Genomic DNA, 17,067 nt, shown 5'->3' with positions numbered 1-17,067 from the left:
TGAACGTCACCGCACTATCGGAGGCAAGCTGGACGCATGGAACTCGCCGAGGCCGCAGAGGCGTTCGCCGAGCACCTCGAGAAGGTGCGCAGGCTGTCGCCGGCGACCGTCAAGGCCTACCGTTCCGATCTGCGCGACCTCGGTGCGTCGGCAGGACAGGTCGACCTCGACGCGGTCGACCTCGAAGCGCTGCGGGACTGGCTCTGGCGGGCGACCCAGCGCGGAGACGCCCGCTCCACGCTCGCTCGCCGCGCCGCCGCCGCCCGCTCCTTCTTCAGCTGGGCGCAGGAGGAGGGGCTCGTCGAGCACGATCCGAGCCTTCGCCTGATCGCCCCCAAGAAGGGCCGCACCCTTCCCACGGTCGCGTCCCACGACGCGATGTCCGGGCTCCTCGACGCGCAGCGTACGGCGGCCGACTCAGGGGACCCGATCGCGCTGCGCGATCATGCGATCCTGGAACTGCTGTACGGCGCCGGCATCCGCGTCTCGGAGCTCTGCGGACTCGACATCGACGACCTCGATCTCGACCGCGGCACCGCGCGGGTGCTCGGCAAAGGCTCCAAAGAGCGCGTCGTCCCGTACGGGACTCCCGCTCGGGATGCCGTCGCGGCGTACCTCCGACGCGCGCGACCGGTGTTGGTCGCACGGGCCTCGGTAGGAACGCCCGCGGTGATGCTCGGCGCGCGCGGTGGTCGAATCGGTCCACGCACCGTGTACTCGCTCGTCGCACGCGTGCTCGGACCGATCGTCGGTGCCGAGACCGTCGGACCGCACGCGCTCCGTCACACGGCAGCGACGCACCTCCTCGACGGAGGCGCCGACCTGCGGGCGGTGCAGGAGATCCTCGGCCACGCCAGCCTCGGCACGACGCAGATCTACACCCACGTCTCTGCCGAAAGACTGTCCGCCACCTACCGGCTCGCACATCCACGGGCCTGAGTGCGCCCGGACGCCTTGGCCTGCCTGCGGGCTGCGCGCAGTGTCGGCTCCTACAGCGCATCGCAGCAGGGGAGCAGCACGGAACGGGGCACCGAGCCGAACATCAGCATCGGGTTGATGTAGTCGCCCTCGAGACGCACTCCCACGTGGAGAGTTCCGGCAGCAGCATGTCCTCCGACGGCGAGAACTCCGATCTCGTCTCCCGCCGACACCGCGTCGCCCGGGTCGAGTGTCGACGTCACCGGCTCGAACGTCGAGACGAATCCGCCCTCATGCTCGATCGTCAGCAGCGCCCGGTCGACGACCGTTCCGCGAAACGCCACGACGCCGTCCGCGGGAGCGCGGACGACTGCTGCCGGCGATGCGACCAGATCTACACCGCGGTGCCCGGCTCCGTACTCGTGCGCGGGCGCGCGAAAAGGCTCGGCGATCCGCCGCGCGCCGTCGAGCGGCCAGAGCCAGGTGCCCTCGGCATCGCTGTCGGCGGCGGAGGCGCTCCGGCCGATCGACACGGATAGGAGGACGAGGACCAGGACGATCAGGGCCGTTCGTGAGGCGAGACGCATGACGGCATCCTGCTCGATGCTCGGGGGCGACCCGGCCGCCGAACGTCGACCCTGCGGTGCCGGGGGAGAAACAGCGGAGACCTCCGCTCGTGCAGGGCATGTGAGCACCCCACGTCCTGTATGCTGGGGGAGCACCTCGATATCGGGGTGACTACGCGTGCCCACAGCGACCGGCGTCTGAGAAGACAGAGGTCGCGGCATCCACTCCCACAGGTCCCGCTCCACGAGCGGGCGGGTGTGCGCCGGGCACCAGGAAGTCCGATCACCAGATCGGCAGAAACCTCAACGGCGCATCAACGCGCCAGAACAAGGAGACGACCATGGCTGTGGTCACCATCCGCCAGCTGCTCGACAGCGGCGTGCACTTCGGACACCAGACGCGTCGGTGGAACCCGAAGGTCAAGCGCTTCATCCTCACGGAGCGCAGCGGCATCCACATCATCGACCTGCAGCAGTCGCTGGGGTACATCGACAAGGCCTACGACTTCGTCAAGGAGACCGTCGCCCACGGTGGCACGATCCTCTTCGTCGGCACCAAGAAGCAGGCGCAGGAGATCCTCGCCGAGCAGGCCACTCGCGTCGGCCAGCCGTTCGTGAACCAGCGCTGGCTCGGTGGACTCCTCACGAACTTCCAGACGATCTCCAAGCGTCTCGCACGCATGAAGGAGCTCGAGGAACTCGATTACGAGGTCCCCGCGAACAGCGGCTTCACGAAGAAGGAGCTCCTCCTCAAGAAGCGCGAGCTCGACAAGCTGCACAAGTCGCTCGGCGGAATCCGCAACCTCACCAAGACGCCGTCGGCCATCTGGGTCGTCGACGCCAAGCGCGAGCACCTCGCGATCGATGAGGCCAAGAAGCTCGGCATCCCCGTGATCGGCATCCTCGACACGAACGCCGACCCGGACGACTTCCAGTACCCGATCCCCGGCAACGACGACGCGATCCGCTCCGTCTCGCTGCTGACGCGCATCATCGCCGACGCCGCGGCCGAGGGCCTGCAGCAGAAGCACAACCCGGAGACCGGCGACGCTGAGCCGCTGGCGGACTGGGAGCGCGAGCTTCTCGAGACCCCCGCCGACGAGGCGCCTGCGGCCGACGCTGCTGACGCTCCCGAGGTCCAGGAGTCCGCTGACGCCGCTGAGGTCGAGACCGCTGCCGACGAGGCCGCCGTCGTCGAGACGCCCGCAGCCGACGAGACCGCTGCCGACGAGGCCGGCGCTGAGGCGCACGACGAGGCGATCGCCGCCGCTTCCGGTGAGGAGACCGCTGAGGTCGCCGCCGCCGAAGCGACCGACGCCAAGTAATTCCCGCGAACATACCCACTTTCACGAAGCAAGGAGCCACCACACATGGCCAACTTCACCATCGCTGACCTCAAGGCGCTGCGCGAGCAGCTCGGCACGGGCATGGTCGACACCAAGAAGGCGCTCGAGGAGGCTGACGGCAACGTCGAGAAGGCCACCGAGATCCTGCGCCTCAAGGGTGCGAAGGGCAACGCGAAGCGCGCTGACCGTTCCACCAGTGAGGGCCTGATCGTCGCTCGCGAGCAGGATGGCGCCGTGACGCTCATCGAGCTCGCCTGCGAGACCGACTTCGTCGCCAAGAACGACCGCTTCATCACCCTCGCCGAGAAGGTCGCCGACGCTGTCGCGGCCGTCAAGGCCGACACGCTCGAGGCCGCTCTCGCTGCGACGGCCGGTTCGCAGACCGTCGAGCAGCTGATCTCGGAAGAAGCCGCGATCATCGGCGAGAAGGTCGAACTGCGCCGCGTGCGCACGGTCACCGGCGACAAGGTCGAGGTGTACCTGCACCGCACGAGCAAGGACCTGCCTCCGCAGATCGGTGTCGTCGTCGCCTACACGGGTGACGACGCCGAGACGGCGCGCAGCATCGCTCAGCACATCTCGTTCGCCAACCCGTCGTACCTCGCTCGCGAGGACGTTCCGGCTGACGCGGTCGAGAAGGAGCGCGAGATCGTCACCGAGATCTCCCGCAACGAGGGCAAGCCGGAAGCGGCACTGCCCAAGATCGTCGAGGGCCGCGTCTCCGCGTTCATCAAGCAGGTCGCCCTGCTCGAGCAGGACTACGCGAAGGACAACAAGCTCTCTGTCGCCCAGGTGGCGAAGGACGCCGGTATCACCGTGACGGACTTCGCGCGCTTCAAGGTCGGCGCGTAACACTGTCGAAGGGGTTCGGATCATCGAGATCCGAACCCCTTCTTCGTGCCCACGAGGCACTATCTTGAATCGGGACGAGAGGACAACCCCCATGACCGAACGCACCGGACGCCGTCGCGTCCTTCTCAAGCTCTCCGGGGAGGCATTCGGCGCCGGGCAGCTCGGCGTCAACCCCGACGTGGTCGGTCAGATCGCGCGCGACATCGCCGCAGCGGTCGACCGGGTCGAGGTCGCCATCGTGGTCGGCGGCGGCAACTTCTTCCGCGGAGCGGAGCTCAGCCAGCGGGGCATGGATCGCGGACGTGCCGACTACATGGGCATGCTCGGCACGGTGATGAACGCTCTCGCGCTCCAAGATTTCCTGGAGCAGGCGGGCGCCGCCACGCGCGTGCAGTCCGCGATCGCCATGACGCAGGTCGCTGAACCGTACATCCCCCGGCGCGCCGAGCGGCACCTGGAGAAGGGGCGCGTCGTCATCTTCGGCGCGGGCGCCGGTCTTCCGTACTTCTCGACCGACACCGTCGCCGCGCAGCGCGCGCTCGAGATCGGGGCGGAAGAGGTCCTCGTCGCGAAGAACGGCGTGGACGCGATCTACACCGCCGACCCGAACAAGCACGCCGATGCAGAGCGCATCGAGCGTGTCACCTACCGCGACGCGCTCCAGCGCGGCCTCAAGGTCGTCGACTCGACGGCGTTCAGCCTCTGCATGGACAACAACATGGACATGCGGGTCTTCGGCATGGAGCCCGCCGGCAACGTCACGCGCGCCCTGCTCGGTGAGCCGATCGGTACACTCGTCACCGCCTGAGCGTGTGAGCGGGCGGAGACGGCTTCGCCCGATAGAATTTCCAGAACACCCCGACGATAGGAGCCACCGTGATCGCGGACGTCCTCGCTGAAACCACCTCTCGCATGTCTCGGGCGGTCGAGGCTGCCAAGGAGGACTTCTCCACGGTGCGCACCGGTCGTGCGAACCCGCAGCTGTTCCAGAAGGTGCTGGTGGACTACTACGGCACCCCGACGCCGTTGGCGCAGCTCGCGTCGCTGGCGAACCAGGAGGCTCGCACCCTCATCATCACGCCGTACGACAAGTCTGCCCTCAAGGCGATCGAGCAGGCCGTGCGCGACATGCCGAACCTCGGCGCCAACCCGACCAACGACGGCAACCTGGTGCGGGTCTCGATGCCCGAGCTGACGGCGGAGCGCCGCAAGGAGTACGTCAAGCTCGTCAAGACCAAGGCCGAGGACGCGAAGGTGCACGTCCGCGGCATCCGTCGCAAGGCGAAGGACGAGCTCGACGCGCTGAAGAGCGAACTGGGCGAGGACGAGATCTCACGCGCGGAGAAGGAGCTCGACGCGCTGACGCGTCAGCACGTCGACCTGATCGACGACGCTCTCAAGCGCAAAGAGGCAGAACTCCTCGAGGTGTAGTCACGATGTCCGAAGTCACGCGAGATCCCGAGGAGGGCGAACCGTCGGCGCGCCTGGGCGCGCGTGGTGCGGCGGCGCCCGACAACGGTATCCCGCTCGTGGACGGGGCCTTCCCGTCGTTCGACGTCGCGAGCGTTCCTCCTCGCCCGCCTCTGCCTCCCGTCGACGCGGACCTGCACGGCTCCTCGCCGCTCGACACGGCGGATCACAACGCGATCCGTGAGCAGTGGCGCGTACGGAGAGACGAGCTCAACAGCCACGTCTCCTACGCCCGCGATCAGCTCGATCAGGCGAATGAGCGCATCAAGCAGCGCACCGGGCGCGACCTGATCCTCGCCACGGTGATCGGTCTGGCCTTCGGCGCCGCTCTGTTGGCCTCGCTCCTGTTCATCAAGGCGCTCTTCGTGCCGTTCGCCCTCGCGGCCGCACTGCTGGGCGTGTGGGAGCTGACGAGAGCATTGCGCGCCTCCGGGCGTCGAGTCGATGTCGTTCCGCAGCTCATCGCTGCCGCCGTCCTGGTGCTCGCCGCTTACTTCGCGGAGCCATGGCTGAGTTGGGTCGTGGTATTCGTCTCCGTGGCGTTCGTCATCGTGTGGCGACTCGTCGGTCAGATGGTCGCCCAAGACGGCCGTACGTACGGCGACGTGCTCGCAGACGCCGTGATCGGCGGCTTCGTGCAGATCTACGTGCCGTTCCTCGCCGGGGTCGCCCTCATCCTGCTCGTCCAGGAGGGCGGGCAGTGGTGGGTCCTCAGCTTCATCGCGATCGCCGTCGCGGCGGACACGGGCGCCTATGCGGCCGGCTTGGCGTTCGGACGCCACCCGATGGCGCCGAAGATCAGTCCGAAGAAGACCTGGGAGGGATTCGGCGGCGCCGTCCTCGCATCTCTCGCGGCCGGCGTGCTGCTGGCGATGTTCCTCCTCGACCTCCCCTGGTGGGCGGGACTGATCATCGGAGCGAGCATCCTGCTCACGGCGACTCTGGGAGACCTCGGCGAGTCCATGCTCAAGCGCGACCTCGGCATCAAGGACATGAGCTCCTGGCTTCCCGGCCACGGCGGCCTCCTCGACCGCCTGGACAGCATCCTCCCGTCGACGATCCCCGCGCTCGGGCTCTACTTCCTCCTCTCTCCCTGGGTGGTCATCTGATGAACGAAGAGCGGATCGACGAGCAGACGGTGGCCGAGCAGCCCCCCGCGTTCGCGCTCACCAGCGGTCGCACCCGCGGCTATCACCGCACAGCGGTCGACACCTTCCTGGCATCTGCCCGACGTGCGTTCGAGACCGGGGGAGACGAGCTCGGCGCGGCCGACGTGCGCACCGCATCGTTCCCGCTCGTCAAGGACGGGTACGTCGTCGCGGATGTGGATGCCGCGCTGGGCCGCGTCGAAGACGCGTTCGCGGCCCGAGAACGGGAGCGCGTGGTACGCGCACAGGGCGCTGGCGCCTGGGTGGAGCAGGCGCGCGACGACGCCCAGGTCATCCTGGATCACCTCGCCCGTCCGCGCCGTCATCGCTTCGCGCGTACCGGTGTCCTCACCTTCGGCTATCGCATCGATGAGGTCGACCACGTGGCGACGCGCATCGTCCGCTACCTTCGCGACGGGGATGCATTGACCCCGGAGCAGCTGCGGTCGGCGGCGTTCCGGATGCAGCGCGGCGGTTACCGCGAAGAGCAGGTCGACGCCCTCCTCGATGCCACGATCGACGTGATTCTCGCTGTTCGCTGAGCTTCCTGATGGCCGTCTCAGGGACCTTTGCGTAGACTGTCTCTCATCGTGAACTCCCGAAACGACATGAATCTCGAACGTAGCGGCTCGTCGCAGGTCCCTGCAGCGATGCGCAATCCGGCGCGCGCGGGTACCAGACGATGGTCGAGACGACGCGGCGTGGTCAGCGTTTTCAGTGCCCTCGCGGTCGTCGGCTTCGCCGGCGCGATGGTCGCACCGACCGGGGTGGCCCTCGCTGAGCCGGCCCTTGCGGATGCTCCGGACTCGGCCTACTCGGTCGCTCTCGCCGACACGCAGAACCTCACGGTGACAGTGGAAGGCGCGGCGATCACCCCCGTCGAGCGCGGATCATTCGAGGTCTACGTGAAGCCGAAGCCCAAGCCGAAGCCGAAGCCCGTGGTGGCATCGGAATCCAACAGCGGCTCGACCGGCGGAGGGTCCCTCCCGCCGTACACGGGTGGCGGAGCACCGGCCGAATGGATGGCCGCGGCAGGCATCGCTCAGAGCGACTGGCAGTACGTCGACTACGTCGTCTCCCGCGAGAGCGGCTGGAACCCGAACGCGACGAACTCCTCTTCAGGTGCGTGCGGTCTCGTTCAGGCCCTGCCGTGCAGCAAGGTTCCCGGTAACGGCTACAACCCGGTCGACAACCTCCGCTGGGCGAGCGGATACGCGACGGGCCGGTACGGCAGCTGGGCGGGCGCGTACAACTTCTGGATCAACAACCACTGGTGGTGAGCAGGCACGATGCCCCGCTCCCGCAGACGACCTTCCGCGCGCCCTGAACCCGACGACTCGCTCGAGCGTCTGATCGCCGGGTGGAAACGATCTGAGGTTCGTCGTGGCAGCGAGTGGACGGTGCAGCCCGTATCGGCCGTGCAAGCGGTGAAGGAATACGTGTGTCCCGGCTGTGGGCGAGGCATTCCCCAGGGAACCGCGCATCTCGTCGCCTGGCGCGCGGACGGCGTGCTCGGGGATGCGGCCGACCTCGCAGCGCGACGGCACTGGCACACACACTGTTGGAGGATGGCGTGAGCATGGAGATCCGCGGACCGCTGGAGCTTCCGGCGCATCGGGAGGACATCGAACTCGGAACAGCCGATGGGCTGACGCTCGTCGGCGAACTGGCGCTGCCGGAGAGTGCCGCCCCCGCGGCGACGCTCGTGACGCTGCACCCGCTGCCGACCGCCGGTGGCTTCATGGATTCGCACATCATCCGCAAGGCTGCGGCGCGGCTGCCGGCTCTCGCGGATCTCGCGGTGCTGAGGTTCAACACCCGAGGCACGACTTCGCCTCGCGGCACCAGCGGCGGGACATTCGACGGCGGCGCCTCGGAGCAGTTCGACGTCGCGGCGGCCATGGCGTTCGTCCGAGAGTGGCAGCTGCCCCGGCCGTGGCTCGTGGGTTGGTCGTTCGGCACCGAGCTCGCGCTGAAGTACGGACGTGAGCATGACATCGAGGGGATCATCCTCCTGTCGCCCCCGCTCCACCGGGCGTCGGATGCCGAGGTCGCGGCCTGGGCGATGACCGATCGCACCGTCGTGGTTCTGGTGCCCGAGCTGGACGACTATCTGCGTCCGGCCGAGGCTCGCGAACGGTTTGCGTCGATCCCGCACGCGCAGCTGATCGCGGTCGAAGGCGGCAAGCACCTGTGGGTGGGCGAGACCCAGACCAGGCGCGTGCTCACCGAGATCGTCGCCGCCGTGAATCCGAACGCGCTCCCGCTCGCGACGCACTGGCCGTCGGAGGAGTGAGCACGGTCGTCAGCGTTCGTTCATCCGAGGGATGAGCACCTGGCGGTAAATGATCAGGACGCTGGCGGCCACCGGGATCGCGATGAGCGCGCCGAGCAGTCCGAGCAGGCTGCCGCCCGCGAGCGCGGCGACGACGACGACCGCCCCCGGGACCGACACGGCGCGGCTCATGATTCGCGGCGAGATGACGTAGGCCTCGATCTGCATGTAGATCAGGTAGTAGATCGCCGCGGCTATCGCGATACCGGGTGAGCCCACGCCGGGCAGCAGGCAGGCGAGCACGATGATCGTCGATCCGGTCAGGGTTCCCACCAGCGGGATCAGCGAGAAGAAGAACGCGACGACGGCGAGGACCGCGGGGAACGGCGCCTGGATGATACTCAGGTAGATGGCGCTGAGCACGCCGTTGATCACTCCCTGGGTCACCTGACCCATCACGTAGTAGCCGACTGAATCGGTGATCTGCTCCGAGAGGTCGATGAAGCGCTCGCGCTTGGAGGCGGGCACGAGCTGGTACACCGCCCGCTTCAAGGAGGGCGTCGACGCGGTGAGGTAGATGGTGAGGATGAGGACGATGAACGCCCCGAAGAGACCGCTGAGCACGGCGCCACTGGCCACCAGCACTCCCTGACCGATTGATCCTCCGATGTCGGTGAGGTTCGTGTTCAGCCAGTCCACGGCGTAGTTGAAGACCTCGTCCACCTTGAGGTTCGGGAAGGCATCCTGCATCCACTGCTTGAGGTCGTTGATCGCCTCATCGCGCTGGACGATCACGGAGATCTGCGCGATGAGCTGGGAGATCTGGTTCACGAGGACCGGCAGAACGATCAGGATTATGCCGACGAAGATCGCCAGCACCGCGAGGATCGTCACCAGCACGGCCAACCAGCGGGGGAGCCGTCGCCGCTCCAGGAAGGACACGAGCGGGTCGAGTCCCAGACTCAGGAAGAGAGCCGTCCCGAGATAGAGGAGCACAGTCGAGAGCGTCTCGACGCTGCTGATCAGCAGGATGCCGAGGCCCACGCCGAGCGTCGCCACCAGGGCGGTGCGGAAGGGGTTGTGGATCTTCATCGGGGCTCCTCGAAACGGATGCAATCAGGCTATCGAGCGGGCCGTGCAGAGAGCTGGCGACGTGCCGAGCGCTGGGACAGTGCACCGGTTTGTGGGCAACACACAGGAGCTTTCGCTAGTCTGGAATGTCGAGTGTTGCGTCTCGGACGGGTGTCTGCGACGCGTGAGGAGACTATTCGTGCGTTTCGTATGGGCCGTCGTGGCCTTCGTGCTGGCCGCGGTGCTGATCGGGTCGGGGATGGCTCAGCGCACCATCTTCCTCGGACCCGACTCCCAACAGACGAAGGTCGACATCGAGGAGCCGGCCCCGTTCGTCCTCCTCGACGGCGACGTCCTCCGGACCAACCCCGGGGCGCAGACCCTGCTCATCCGCGGCGGCGGAGAGATCTTCGCCAGCTACGGTCGCACGCCCGACATGGAGGCGTGGCTGGCGGACTCGGCTTACAACCACGTGACGGTCGACAAGGCGGGCGCACTCGAGGTCACGCACGTCGAAGCGGCTGCCCCGACCGACGAGCCTGCTGAGGAACCCGAGGCGGGTTCCGAGGAGAACCCCGGCGACGCGACGGGGGAGGAGCCCACCGGCCGCAACCCGGTCGGGTCGGACCTGTGGCTGGACTCCTTCAGCGACGAGAACGCCCTCATCGCCGACAACATGCAGCTGCCGGAGGGCACCAGCGTCCTGATCGCGCACGACGGCACCGAGAATGCCCCCGACGACATCGTCGTCTCCTGGCCGCTCGACAACACGACGCCCTGGGCCGGTCCGCTCATGGTCGCCGGCGGTGTCGTGCTGCTGATCGGACTCATCCTGTACATCCTCGGAATCCGCTATCAGCGGCGAGGTCGTGGCCCGCGGCGCAAGGGACCCGGTCCCATGCCGATCACCGAGCCCATCGATGTAGCCGCGTTGCCGGCCGCGGATCGAGCTGCTCTTGAACCGGCGACGGACGAGACCACTCCGAACAGCGATCCGACGCCGGAGGTCGAGGAGGCCGAGATCGTGGACGAAGCCAGAGAGCAGGATTCCCGCAACGCGATGCGCGCGTCCCGCCCGAACCGCCGCCGTCGCCTGTTGGCCCTTCCGGCTCTGGCGCTGACCGCCGTGCTCGCTGCCGGCTGCTCCGCTGAATCCTGGCCGCAGTTCGGAGACGCCGCGCCGACACCTTCGCCCACCCCGACGGTGATCGCACCCGAGAACCAGAAGCCGCCGGCTGTCACCGAAGCCCAGGCGACGCGAATCCTGCAGAACATCTCGGACACCCTCGTCGAGGCCGACACGGCCCTCGATCTCGATCTCGCCAAGACCCGCCTCGACGGACGGGCATTGGCCGCGCGGACCACCGAATACGCTCTGCGCACGAAGCTCACCGACACCCCGCTGCCTTCGGCGATCCCTACCGACAAGTTCGAGGTCGTGCTTCCCGAGGCGACCGACCGCTGGCCGCGCACCGTGCTCGTGCTGTCCAAGAGCACCGAGGATGACACCGTGCCGCCGGTGATCCTGACGATGACGCAGCAGGACCCCTGGGCGAACTACAAGGTCACCGACATGGCCGAGATGTCGGCTGACGTGGTGTTCCCTGAGGTCGCGGCACCGTGGTTGGGGAGCTCGCTCGTACCCTCCGACTCCGCCTTCCTGCGGATGCCGCCCGCCGAGCTCGCTGCAGCCTTCGCCGATGTCGTCGACGCCGGGGAGAAGAGCCCGTCGTACGACCTCTTCGACGACATCTCGCTGAGCCTGGCGAAGTCGATCACCGAGAGCCGCGCCGCCCTCAACCAGAAGCTCAAGGACAAGGGCGCCGACAAGACGTCGAAGGCGGCGTTCGACATGGTCCCCACCGGTGACGACCCCGTGTCGATGACCACACTCGACAGCGGCGCGATCGTGGCGATCTCGCTCGAGGACATCGAGAAGGTGACGCCGACCGTCTCGGATGCCGTCATCCGCCTCGCCGACAACCCGCAGGCCAAGGCACTGACGGGTGTGTCGGAGGCCGCCAAGGGCGTCGAGTCCACGTATGGATTCCAGTTGTTCTTCTCGGTGCCCGCACAGGGCTCCTCGGAGCAGATCCGACTCCTGGCCGTGCGCCAGGACATGCTGTCAGCGAAGGTGATCAAGTGAGCGAAATCTCCCCGGCCGCGCTGCGCGGCGCCGTAGACCTGTCGAGCCTGCGGAACCGTCCGGCCGCGTCACCGGATGGCGCCCCGGCCCCCGCGCCCGGCGTCGTGGATGTGGTGGTGGACGCCACGGACGAGACCTTCGGTCAGATCCTCGAGATCTCGCGCACGGTACCGGTCGTCGTCGACCTGTGGGCGGAATGGTGCGGTCCGTGCAAGCAGCTGAGCCCCATCATCGAGAAGGTGACCAGGGAGCTCGGCGGCCGGGTTCTCCTCGCCAAGGTCGACGTCGACGCGAATCCGCAGCTCGCACAGAGCTTCCGCGCGCAGTCGATCCCGATGGTCGTGGCGCTCATCGCCGGACAGCCGGTGCCGATGTTCACCGGGGCGGTCCCCGAGCAGCAGGTGCGCGAGGTCTTCGCACAACTGCTCCAGGTCGCCGCGCAGAACGGCGTCACGGGCTCGTTGTCCGTGGGCGACGCTCCGGCCGAAGCGGCACCGGAGGAAGAGCCGCCGCTGCCGCCCCTGCACGCGGAGGCCTTCGCAGCCATCGAGATCGGCGACTACGCCGCGGCGATCCGGGCCTACGAGAAAGCTCTCGCCGAGAATCCGCGTGATGAGGACGCGATCGCGGGTCTCGGTCAGGTCCGGCTGCTCGACCGCGTGCAGGGCCTCGACCTGCAGGAGGCGCGCGCTGCTGCGGCGAACGCGCCCCTCGACATCGATGCGCAGTTCGCGGTCGCGGACCTCGACATCGCCGGCGGTCACGTCGAGGACTCGTTCCTGCGCCTGCTCGACCTGTTCGCTCAGCTTCCCGCCGACCAGCGCACCCCCGTGCGCGAGCGCCTGGTGGAGCTCTTCGGCCTCATCGGTGCAGCGGACCCGCGCGTGATCGCGGCCCGGAACCGGCTGTCGTCGCTGCTCTTCTGACGAGAGCTGCTCTTCTGACGAGAGCCGGCTCTTCTGACGACAGCCGGTTCGGCGGGTCGTTCAGCCGTGGCTGATCGTCGGCACGTGCGGCTCGGGCTGATGACGCAGCCACAGCGTGGAGAGCGCGGGAAGGGTGAAGGTGGCCGTGGGCTGGCCACCGTCCTCGGTGTGCGCGATGACCATGCCCAGGTTTCCTGATCCGCGCCCACCGTAGTCACCGGCATCCGTGTTCAGGATCTCTTCCCACACGCCTTCGCGGGGGAGGACGAGACGGTGTGCGGTGCGCTCGACTCCCGCGAAGTTGCTGATCACGACCAGCCGACCACCGTGCGCGTCCCGGCGCTCGAAGGCGATGATCGTCGGCTCCCACGTCGGCGCGCCGAGGCGGGAGAAGGACGACCCGTCGCTATCCCGTTCCCAGAGCGGAGCCTGAGCACGGTAGGTGTGGTTCAGCGCACCGACGAAGCCCTGCAGCTGGGCGTGGGAGGGCTGATCGAGCAGCCACCAGTCCAGCTCTCGTCCCTCGGACCACTCCGCGAGCTGACCGAACTCCTGCCCCATGAAGAGCAGCTTCTTGCCGGGGTGCCCCCACATGTAGGCGAGGTAGGCGCGGAGGTTCGCCAGCTTGTGCCAGTGGTCTCCGGGCATCTTCGCCAGCAGGCTCCCCTTGCCGTGCACGACCTCGTCGTGACTGATCGGCAGAAGGTAGTTCTCGCCGAACGCGTAGACGAAGGAGAAGGTCATCTCGCCCTCATGATGCGCGCGGTACATCGGGTCGCGTTCGATGTACTGGAGCGAGTCGTTCATCCACCCCATGTTCCACTTGAACCCGAATCCGAGTCCTGCGTGATCGGTCGGTGCGGTCACTCCGGGGAAGCTGGTGGATTCCTCGGCGATCATCAGGATGCCCGGGTGCAGGCGGTATGCCGTCGCGTTGACTTCCTGGAGGAAACGGATCGCCTCGAGATTCTCCCGGCCACCATGGATGTTCGGCTCCCACTCACCCTCGTCGCGGGAGTAGTCGAGATAGAGCATGGATGCGACAGCATCCACTCGCAGCCCGTCGACGTGGAACTCCTCGAACCAGTACAGCGCGTTCGCGACGAGGAAGCCGCGCACCTCGGGGCGGCCGTAGTCGAAGATCAGCGTGCCCCAGTCCTGGTGCTCGCCGCGCCGAGGGTCCGGGTGCTCGTACAGCGGCTGGCCGTCGAAGCGCGCCAATGCGAACGCGTCCTTCGGGAAATGGCCGGGAACCCAGTCCATGATCACGCCGATGCCGGCCTGGTGCAGCCGGTCGATCAGATAGCGCAGGTCGTCGGGGCTTCCGAACCGACTGGTCGGCGCGTAGTACCCGCTGACCTGGTAGCCCCAGGAGCCGCCGAAGGGGTGCTCGGCGAGCGGCATGAACTCGACGTGCGTGAATCCGGCTTCCGTGACGTGCTGGATGAGCGGGTCGGCGATATCGCGATAGCCCAGACCGTTCCGCCACGACCCGAGGTGGATCTCGTAGATCGAGAGCGGCTGCGCTACGGCGTGGGTGGCCGCGCGCCGGGTCATCCAGGCGCCATCGGTCCAGACATACGACGAGGTCGCCACGACGGATGCCGTGTCCGGGGGCACCTCGGCGGCGAGTGCCATCGGGTCGGCCTTGAGGATCCAACCGCCCTCGCGCGTGCGGATCTGGTACTTGTACTTCGTGCCGGCGGACAGGCCCGGGATGAAGAGCTCCCAGAGACCGCTCACACCCATCGAGCGCATCGCGTGCGTCTCGCCGTTCCAGCCGTTGTGGTCTCCGACCACGCGCACCGCCGAGGCGTTCGGCGCCCAGACGGCGAACGAGACGCCGTGCTCGCCGTCGAGGGTGCGGACATGGGCGCCCAGAGCCTGCCACAGGCGTTCGTGCCGCCCCTCGGCGATCAGATGCATGTCGATGTCTCCGAGGGTCGGAGCATGGCGGTACGGGTCACCGGTGACGGATTCCTCGTCCTCGCCGTAGGTCGTCGCGACACGATAGGGGAGCGGAGGGCCGGGGTGCTGTGCCTCCCAGATGCCGTGGGCCACATGCGCGAGAGGGAGCCGGCTCCCGTCGTCGAAGACCGCCTCCACCGTGGTGGCGAGCGGGCGGCGGACCCGCACGACGGTCACGGTGCGGTCGGCAGCGTCCTTCATCGGATGCGAGCCGAGCACGGAGTGGGGATCGTGATGCTCTGCGGCGGCGACCGCCTCCCAGTCCGCGGATGCCGTGACGTCTTCCACGTAGCTCATGACCGGTCCCTCACCTTCAGGATGTGCACGGGTTCGGCGAAGGCGTCGAGCCGCACGTAGTTGTGCTCGTTCCAGGTCCACACCGCGCCGGTGAGGAGGTCCTCCACCTCGAACGTCTCGCCGAGCGGAACGCCCCACCGCGTGGTGTCGAGGTGCACCGTCGTCTCGCGCACCGAATGCGGGTCGACGTTGGCGACCACGATGATCGTGTCGGGCTTGCCCGTGCCGGTGAACTCGGCCGCGAGGTGCTTGCTGTAGACGAGCACGGAGTCGTCGTCGCTCCAGTGCGCCGAGAAGTTGCGCAGCTGGCGAAGCGCGGGGTGCGCCTGCCGGATCTCGTTCAGTCGTCGAAGCAGAGGGGCGAGCGACTCTCCGCGTTCTTCGGCGCCCGCCCAGTCCCGGAACTTGAACTCGTACTTCTCGTTGTCGTTGTTCTCTTCGGATCCGGGCCGCGCGACGTTCTCGAAGAGCTCGTAGCCGGCGTAGACGCCGTAGATCGGTGCGGCCGTCGCCGCGATGCAGACGCGGATGCGGTAGGCGGCCCTGCCCCCGAACTGCAGGTACTCGGTCAGGATGTCGTGCGTGTTGACGAAGAGGTTCGGCCGCATGTAGTCGCTGGTCTCCTGCGACACCGAGGTGAGGAACTCCTCGAGCTCCGCCTTCGTGTTGCGCCAGGTGAAGTAGCTGTAGCTCTGCTGGAATCCCACGGCGGCGAGTGCGCGCATGACCGCGGGGCGGGTGAAGGCCTCGGCGAGGAAGACCACGTCGGGGTCTTCGGCGTTGACGGTGCCGATCAGCCATTCCCAGAACTGCAGCGGCTTGGTGTGCGGGTTGTCGACGCGGAAGATCTTCACGCCCTGCGCGACCCAGTGGCGCACGATCCGCAACATCTCGGCGTAGATTCCCGCCGGGTCGTTGTCGAAGTTCAGCGGATAGATGTCCTGGTACTTCTTGGGGGGATTCTCCGCGTAGGCGATGGTGCCGTCGGGAAGGGTGGTGAACCACTCGGGATGCTCAGCGACCCACGGGTGGTCGGGCGACGCCTGGAGGGCGAGATCGAGGGCGACTTCCAGGCCCTCTTTCCGCGCGGCGCGGACGAACGCGCGGAAGTCCTGCGCGGTCCCCAGATCGGGGTGGATGGCGTCGTGACCGCCTTCCGCCGAGCCGATCGCGTACGGGGAGCCCGGATCGCCGTCCTCGGTGACGAGGGTGTTGTTGCGGCCCTTCCGGTTGGTCGTCCCGATCGGATGTATCGGCACCAGGTACAGGACGTCGAAGCCCATCTGCGCGACGCCGGGGAGGCGCTTCGCCGCCGTCCGGAACGTGCCGCTCTTCACCGTGCCGTCCTTGAGCCGCCTGGCTCCCTCGGAGCGCGGGAAGAACTCGTACCACGCGCCCACTCCGGCGCCGACGCGGTCGACCAGCAGGGTCTGGGGTTCGGCGGCGGAGCGAAGCGTCGTGAGCGGTCGTTCGGCGAAGATCCGGGCCAGCTCGGCATCCGTCGAGAGATCGATCGTGGTCTGGGCGTCCCCGCTCGCGAGCGACGCGGCATCCGCGGCCAGGCGCTTCCGTTGTGCTGCCGGCCGATCCGTCTCGGCCGCCGCGCGGCGCAGGAGCTCGGCCCCCAGAGCCGCCATCACAGGCACGTCGACGCCCGCGGCGACCTTGAGCTCGGCGGCGTGGGCCCACGTCGCGAAATCGTCGGAGAAGGCCTCGAACCGGTAGGTCCACGGTCCCTGCTCGTCCAGCGCGATCTCGGTCGACCAAGTGTCGGTGCCGTCGTTCCGCGGCGAGAGGCGATGCAGGCTCTCCTCGCCGCTCGGTGCGGTGAGCCGCACGTGCACGCCGATGATGTCGTGCCCCTCGCGGAACGCGACCACGCTGAACGGGACGACCTCGCCGACGAACGCCTTTGCGGGGAAGCCGCCGGGAACCGAGGGAGAGCCGTGCAGGAGCGGGATGCGCGGCGCTCGCGTGTCCGCGACTTCTGTCATCTCACCCGATGGGCGCGTCGGGATCTGCGCGGGGCTCCGAAGAGCCGGGGGCGGGGTTCTTCCAACACGTTCAGCCACAAGCCGAATCTA

Annotated in this window: 16 protein-coding genes; 12 read left to right on the top strand and 4 right to left on the bottom strand. The window is 67.9% G+C overall.

The window, feature by feature from the left end:
• Positions 1-36: 36 nt before the first annotated feature.
• The gene (locus QFZ21_RS02990; protein WP_307374274.1) at positions 37-939 is read left to right on the top strand and encodes a tyrosine-type recombinase/integrase; all 903 of its coding nucleotides are present in this window, start codon (positions 37-39) and stop codon (positions 937-939) included.
• 50 nt (positions 940-989) lie between these two features.
• Here the strand turns inward: QFZ21_RS02990 and QFZ21_RS02985 are convergent, their stop codons facing one another.
• Positions 990-1,505 (bottom strand): murein hydrolase activator EnvC, encoded by a 516-nt coding sequence (locus QFZ21_RS02985; RefSeq protein WP_307374272.1) that lies wholly within the window; start codon positions 1,503-1,505, stop codon positions 990-992.
• A 320-nt stretch (positions 1,506-1,825) separates the two neighbouring features.
• Between QFZ21_RS02985 and rpsB the strand changes: the two genes are divergently transcribed.
• The 9 genes from rpsB to QFZ21_RS02940 all read left to right on the top strand — a co-directional run bounded on the left by rpsB (position 1,826) and on the right by QFZ21_RS02940 (position 8,596).
• A complete protein-coding gene (rpsB, locus tag QFZ21_RS02980; protein WP_307374270.1) occupies positions 1,826-2,809 on the top strand; it encodes a 30S ribosomal protein S2 in 984 nt (327 codons plus the stop codon).
• Positions 2,810-2,854: 45 nt separating this feature from the next.
• Complete coding sequence (gene tsf / locus QFZ21_RS02975) at positions 2,855-3,682, top strand: translation elongation factor Ts (RefSeq protein WP_307374268.1); 828 nt, start codon at positions 2,855-2,857, stop codon at positions 3,680-3,682.
• Between the two features lie 91 nt (positions 3,683-3,773).
• Positions 3,774-4,490 (top strand): UMP kinase, encoded by a 717-nt coding sequence (gene pyrH, locus QFZ21_RS02970; protein WP_307374266.1) that lies wholly within the window; start codon positions 3,774-3,776, stop codon positions 4,488-4,490.
• Positions 4,491-4,558: 68 nt separating this feature from the next.
• Positions 4,559-5,113: a ribosome recycling factor gene (frr, locus tag QFZ21_RS02965; protein WP_307374264.1), complete on the top strand. Its 555-nt coding sequence runs from the start codon at positions 4,559-4,561 to the stop codon at positions 5,111-5,113.
• Positions 5,114-5,118: 5 nt separating this feature from the next.
• The gene (locus tag QFZ21_RS02960; protein ID WP_307374261.1) at positions 5,119-6,261 is read left to right on the top strand and encodes a phosphatidate cytidylyltransferase; all 1,143 of its coding nucleotides are present in this window, start codon (positions 5,119-5,121) and stop codon (positions 6,259-6,261) included.
• Entirely contained in the window at positions 6,261-6,842 is a 582-nt protein-coding gene (locus QFZ21_RS02955) for a DivIVA domain-containing protein (protein ID WP_307374259.1), read from the top strand. Before QFZ21_RS02960 ends, QFZ21_RS02955 begins: the two co-directional genes overlap by 1 nt.
• A gap of 159 nt (positions 6,843-7,001) precedes the next feature.
• Positions 7,002-7,580 (top strand): transglycosylase SLT domain-containing protein, encoded by a 579-nt coding sequence (locus QFZ21_RS02950; RefSeq protein WP_307374257.1) that lies wholly within the window; start codon positions 7,002-7,004, stop codon positions 7,578-7,580.
• A 9-nt stretch (positions 7,581-7,589) separates the two neighbouring features.
• Positions 7,590-7,877, top strand: coding sequence for a hypothetical protein (locus QFZ21_RS02945; protein ID WP_307374255.1), 288 nt, complete (start codon positions 7,590-7,592; stop codon positions 7,875-7,877).
• Positions 7,878-7,879: 2 nt separating this feature from the next.
• Positions 7,880-8,596 (top strand): alpha/beta hydrolase, encoded by a 717-nt coding sequence (locus QFZ21_RS02940; protein ID WP_307381192.1) that lies wholly within the window; start codon positions 7,880-7,882, stop codon positions 8,594-8,596.
• A 9-nt stretch (positions 8,597-8,605) separates the two neighbouring features.
• On the opposite strand, the gene QFZ21_RS02935 is transcribed toward QFZ21_RS02940, so the two are convergent.
• Positions 8,606-9,667, bottom strand: a complete 1,062-nt coding sequence (locus QFZ21_RS02935; protein WP_307374254.1) for an AI-2E family transporter — start codon at positions 9,665-9,667, stop codon at positions 8,606-8,608.
• 178 nt (positions 9,668-9,845) lie between these two features.
• Between QFZ21_RS02935 and QFZ21_RS02930 the strand changes: the two genes are divergently transcribed.
• On the top strand, positions 9,846-11,792 hold the full coding sequence (locus tag QFZ21_RS02930) for a glycosyl transferase (RefSeq protein ID WP_307374252.1): 1,947 nt from the start codon (positions 9,846-9,848) through the stop codon (positions 11,790-11,792).
• Positions 11,789-12,718, top strand: coding sequence for a tetratricopeptide repeat protein (locus QFZ21_RS02925; RefSeq protein WP_307374250.1), 930 nt, complete (start codon positions 11,789-11,791; stop codon positions 12,716-12,718). Before QFZ21_RS02930 ends, QFZ21_RS02925 begins: the two co-directional genes overlap by 4 nt.
• A 60-nt stretch (positions 12,719-12,778) precedes the next feature.
• Here the strand turns inward: QFZ21_RS02925 and glgB are convergent, their stop codons facing one another.
• Together glgB and QFZ21_RS02915 are read right to left on the bottom strand one after the other, a co-directional pair.
• The gene (gene glgB / locus QFZ21_RS02920) at positions 12,779-14,983 is read right to left on the bottom strand and encodes a 1,4-alpha-glucan branching protein GlgB (protein ID WP_307374248.1); all 2,205 of its coding nucleotides are present in this window, start codon (positions 14,981-14,983) and stop codon (positions 12,779-12,781) included.
• Positions 14,980-16,977 carry an alpha-1,4-glucan--maltose-1-phosphate maltosyltransferase gene (locus QFZ21_RS02915; RefSeq protein ID WP_307374245.1) on the bottom strand — a complete coding sequence of 666 codons (1,998 nt, stop codon included), beginning with the start codon at positions 16,975-16,977 and terminating at the stop codon, positions 14,980-14,982. The genes glgB and QFZ21_RS02915 overlap by 4 nt, the downstream gene beginning before the upstream one ends.
• Positions 16,978-17,067 lie beyond the last annotated feature (90 nt).

The organism is Microbacterium sp. W4I20, from assembly GCF_030816505.1.
Classification (GTDB): domain Bacteria; phylum Actinomycetota; class Actinomycetes; order Actinomycetales; family Microbacteriaceae; genus Microbacterium.
This window is presented reverse-complemented; position numbering and strand designations above follow the sequence as displayed.

Excerpts from the sequence above, each read along its gene's own strand:
- QFZ21_RS02945 (WP_307374255.1), top strand. The coding sequence starts at position 7,590 with ATGCCCCGCTCCCGCAGACGACCTTCCGCGCGCCCTGAACCCGACGAC.
- QFZ21_RS02935 (WP_307374254.1), bottom strand. The coding sequence starts at position 9,667 with ATGAAGATCCACAACCCCTTCCGCACCGCCCTGGTGGCGACGCTCGGC.
- QFZ21_RS02990 (WP_307374274.1), top strand. The coding sequence starts at position 37 with ATGGAACTCGCCGAGGCCGCAGAGGCGTTCGCCGAGCACCTCGAGAAG.
- tsf (WP_307374268.1), top strand. The coding sequence starts at position 2,855 with ATGGCCAACTTCACCATCGCTGACCTCAAGGCGCTGCGCGAGCAGCTC.
- QFZ21_RS02960 (WP_307374261.1), top strand. The coding sequence starts at position 5,119 with ATGTCCGAAGTCACGCGAGATCCCGAGGAGGGCGAACCGTCGGCGCGC.
- pyrH (WP_307374266.1), top strand. The coding sequence starts at position 3,774 with ATGACCGAACGCACCGGACGCCGTCGCGTCCTTCTCAAGCTCTCCGGG.
- QFZ21_RS02940 (WP_307381192.1), top strand. The coding sequence starts at position 7,880 with ATGGAGATCCGCGGACCGCTGGAGCTTCCGGCGCATCGGGAGGACATC.
- QFZ21_RS02915 (WP_307374245.1), bottom strand. The coding sequence starts at position 16,977 with ATGACAGAAGTCGCGGACACGCGAGCGCCGCGCATCCCGCTCCTGCAC.
- rpsB (WP_307374270.1), top strand. The coding sequence starts at position 1,826 with ATGGCTGTGGTCACCATCCGCCAGCTGCTCGACAGCGGCGTGCACTTC.
- QFZ21_RS02955 (WP_307374259.1), top strand. The coding sequence starts at position 6,261 with ATGAACGAAGAGCGGATCGACGAGCAGACGGTGGCCGAGCAGCCCCCC.
- QFZ21_RS02985 (WP_307374272.1), bottom strand. The coding sequence starts at position 1,505 with ATGCGTCTCGCCTCACGAACGGCCCTGATCGTCCTGGTCCTCGTCCTC.
- glgB (WP_307374248.1), bottom strand. The coding sequence starts at position 14,983 with ATGAGCTACGTGGAAGACGTCACGGCATCCGCGGACTGGGAGGCGGTC.